The organism is Polaromonas sp. P1_E1_2, from assembly GCF_056406035.1.
In genome coordinates this window covers 1-3,591 of the sequence record NZ_JBFUAZ010000449.1, presented here as the reverse complement: position 1 = coordinate 3,591, position 3,591 = coordinate 1, and the positions used below count along the sequence as shown (strand labels likewise).

5 protein-coding genes are annotated in these 3,591 nt (G+C 64.8%); all 5 read left to right on the top strand.

Annotated features, from left to right (window positions below; all coding sequences use genetic code 11):
• The coding region (locus tag AC1D1P_RS17770) for an ABC transporter permease (protein ID WP_477673877.1) at positions 1 to 441 on the top strand (441 nt) is incomplete at its 5' end.
• 100 nt (positions 442 to 541) lie between these two features.
• Positions 542 to 1,423 (top strand): ABC transporter permease, encoded by an 882-nt coding sequence (locus tag AC1D1P_RS17765; RefSeq protein ID WP_477673876.1) that lies wholly within the window; start codon positions 542 to 544, stop codon positions 1,421 to 1,423.
• On the top strand, positions 1,420 to 2,124 hold the full coding sequence (locus tag AC1D1P_RS17760) for a GntR family transcriptional regulator (RefSeq protein WP_477673875.1): 705 nt from the start codon (positions 1,420 to 1,422) through the stop codon (positions 2,122 to 2,124). Before AC1D1P_RS17765 ends, AC1D1P_RS17760 begins: the two co-directional genes overlap by 4 nt.
• A gap of 117 nt (positions 2,125 to 2,241) precedes the next feature.
• Positions 2,242 to 2,994: an aspartate/glutamate racemase family protein gene (locus AC1D1P_RS17755; protein WP_477673874.1), complete on the top strand. Its 753-nt coding sequence runs from the start codon at positions 2,242 to 2,244 to the stop codon at positions 2,992 to 2,994.
• A 267-nt stretch (positions 2,995 to 3,261) separates the two neighbouring features.
• Positions 3,262 to 3,591, top strand: a 330-nt coding sequence (locus AC1D1P_RS17750; protein WP_477673873.1) for a PHP domain-containing protein, incomplete at its 3' end; no start/stop codon positions are given.

The window sequence follows — 3,591 nt, the reverse complement described above, 5'->3', positions numbered from 1 at the left end:
GGCCTGGGCATCGTGAACCAGCCCGTGGAGTGGCTGCTGTTTTCTGATTTTTCGGTGGTGCTGGCGTTTGTGCACCTCTACACCATGTTCATGATCGTGCCGATCWTCAATTCGATGATGCGCATAGACCGCAGCCTGATCGAAGCGGCGAATGACAGCGGCGCCTCGGCCTGGCAAACGCTGTGGAACGTCATCGTGCCGCTGTCGCGCACGGGCATCATCATCGGCTCGATTTTTGTCATCACCATCGTGATGGGCGACTTCGTGACCATCGGCGTCATGGGCGGCCAGCAGATTGCCTCCATCGGCAAGATCATCCAGGTGCAGACCTCTTACCTGCAATTTCCGCTGGCGGCGGCCAATGCGGTGATCCTGCTGGCCATCGTGCTGATGATCATCTGGGCTTTAACGCGGCTGGTCGACATTCGAAAAGAGCTATGACCCCCACGCTTGTCACTTCGTGTACTGCGCTGCCCCCCGAGGGGGCTGGCCTTGCTTGGGGCGGCCCGGCGCTGCGGCCCCTTCTGCGAAGGTTCTAACTATGTCCGAAAAACGCTCCGCCGGCTTCTGGTTCCTGGCCGCATTCTTTGCGCTGTTTGTGCTGTTCCTGTATGGCCCGATGTTTGTCATCGTGGTGCTGAGTTTTCAGGGGCCTGAAGGCGGGCTGACGTTTCCGCTGCGCGGCGTGTCGCTGCACTGGTTTTACAAGCTGGCCGAAGGGCTGGGCGTGGTCGACATCGGCGCGGCGCTCAAGCGCTCGCTGGGCCTGGGCCTGGCCGTGATGGCTTTCACGGTGCTGCTGTCGGTGCTGGCCGGCCTGGCTTTTCGCAAGAAGCTCGCGGGCGGCAACACGCTGTTTTTTGTGGTGGTGGCCAGCCTGATCATGCCGTCCATCATCGTTTCGCTGGGCATTGGCCTGGAGTTCCGCCTGCTCGACACCGGCGTCAAGAAAGCGCTGGAGGCTTTCGGCATGGCCGATGCACTGGAAGGCTACGGCACGTCGCTGGGGCTGTTCACGTCGGCGCTGGGTGCGCACCTGACCTGGACGCTGCCCTTTGGCCTTTTGATCATGTTCGCGATTTTCAACCGCTTCAACCCGGCCTACGAAGAAGCCGCGCGCGACCTGGGCGCCACGCCSTGGCAGGGCTTCCGSCATGTGGTGCTGCCGCTGATTGCGCCTTCGGTGGTGGGCATCGGCATGTTYGGYTTTACCCTGAGCTGGGACGAAATCGCCCGCACCTCGCAGGCCATCGGCGACGTGAACACCCTGCCGCTGGAGCTGCAGGGACTGACGACCACCGTCACCACGCCGTCCATTTATGCTCTGGGTACCGTCACCACTGTGGTGTCGTTGCTGGTCATGGCGCTGGCCCTGGGCCTGGCCTGGTGGCTGGGCCGCCGGCAAAAGAAAGGCACCCGATGAGCGAGGCAACGACAGCCACTCCCCTGACCGATAGCGAAATGTATGAGCGCGTGATCTCGGCCATCCTGGACCACCGCCTGCCGCCGGGCACCAAGCTGGTCGAAGACAAGCTGGCCGGTGCCTTCGGCGTGTCGCGCACGCGCATACGCCCGGTGCTGGTGCGCCTGGCCAATGAGCAGGTCGTCACCCTCATTCCCAACCGCGGCGCTACTGTGGCCCAGCCTACCGAGCAGGAGGCGCGCGAAGTCTTTGAGGTGCGCCGGCTGATTGAACCCACGCTGGTGGAGCTGTTCATTGCCAAGGCGAGCGAGGCCGACATGCAACAGCTCAAACGCTGCATCGACGACGAAGAAGCCGCGCGCCTGGCCGGCGACATGCACCGCGCCATCCGCCTGTCAGGCGACTTTCACCTGCAGATCGCCGAGCGCGCCGGCCACCAGACGCTGGGCCGCATCCTGCGCGAGCTGACCTCGCGCACGTCGCTGATCCTGATGACCTACAGCACGTCCCACAAGGACAGCCGCGACGAAGCCGCCGCCTGCGGCTGCCGCGAGCACCGCAAGCTGCTGGACGCAATTCGCCTGCGCGACGTCCAGGAAGCCGCGCGCCACATGCGCGAACACCTGACGCGGCTGGAGTCGCAGCTGCAGTTCACGCCGCCGGCCGACGATGCGCCCGACTTGTCCACGCTGTTTAGTTGATGGCCCCCACGCTTTTCACTTCGTGTAATGCGCTGCCCCCCGAGGGGGCCGCCCGCCTGCGGCCCGGCAAAGCCGGTTCCGCGGCTCATGCTGGGTTGAAGATTCAGGGCGTGTGCAATGCGTAAGCTGTTGGTCATCAACCCGAATACGTCGGCTTCGGTCAGTGCGCTGCTGCAGACCCACGTACAGGCCGCCGCCGGGCTGCACGTGCAGGTGCGCACCGTCACTGCGCGTTTCGGTGCGCCCTATATTTCGGACGAAGCCAGCTATGCCGTCGCGTCTCACGCCACGCTGGACGCTTGGGCCGCTGCGCTGGCCAGCACAGGTGAAACAGGTGGCGCACCTGAAACGCCTGATGCGGTGCTGATCGGCTGCTTTGGCGACCCTGGCCTGCTGGCGCTGCGCGAAAGCAGCCCGGTGCCGGTGACCGGCCTGGCCGAGGCGGCCTTCATCGAGGCGGCGCGCCATGGACGCTTTGCCATCGTCACCGGGGGCGAGCGCTGGGGGCCAATGCTGCAGCGGCTGGCCCAGGCGCTGGGCCATGCGCCTTCGCTGGCCGGCATCCACACCGTTGCGCCGACCGGGGCGCAGCTTGCGGCCGACCCTGCCGCCGCGCGCACCCTGCTCGCCCAGGCCTGCCGCGACGCGGTGCGCCAGCTGGGCGCGCAGGCCGTCATTCTGGGTGGTGCAGGCCTGGCAGGCATGGCCGCGACCCTGCAACCCGGGGTGAGCGTGCCGCTGATCGACAGCGTGCTGGCCGGCGCCCACTGGGCCCTGCGCAGCCATGCACCGCCACCGCAGCGCAGCCAGCCAGGCTTTGATGTGCCGTGGGAGAAACTCTCGCCGGAACTCACTGCCTTGGGGCTTTAAGGCTGCAGCCCAACAGGAACGGGCGCAAGTAGCTATATATTTCATAGCAACCGGTCATTTCAAGCGTAGTGACGCATATCCGGCGAGGCAGAGAACGCTATTAAATTTATAGCTGATCGCGCTTGCCTATATTGGGCTGGCGGCCTGAAACATCTCAAAACCGCCTTCAGTGCAAGGGCATCGCGCGCACGCGCAAAGCGAGCCTTCTGGGGTCAGGGAGATTGCAGCCGGCCTGCACCAATACCCTGCAAAGCCTAAAATGGCTCAGTGACTCCCAAAAACATCCTGAATGCCGACCTGCACTGCCACTCTGTGGTGTCAGACGGCACGCTGACACCGGAGGCACTGGCTGAACGGGCCAAGGCCAACGGGGTCGAACTCTGGGCCCTGACAGACCACGACGAAATAGGCGGCCAGCACCGTGCCGCCGCCGCTGCCAAAGCGCAGGGCATGCACTACCTCACGGGCACCGAGGTGTCTGTGACCTTCGCGGGGCAAACGGTCCACATTGTTGGCCTGGGCTTCGACGCCAACGACCCTGCGATGCAACAAGGCCTGCGCAATACGCGCGGCGGCCGTGAACAGCGCGCCATGGAG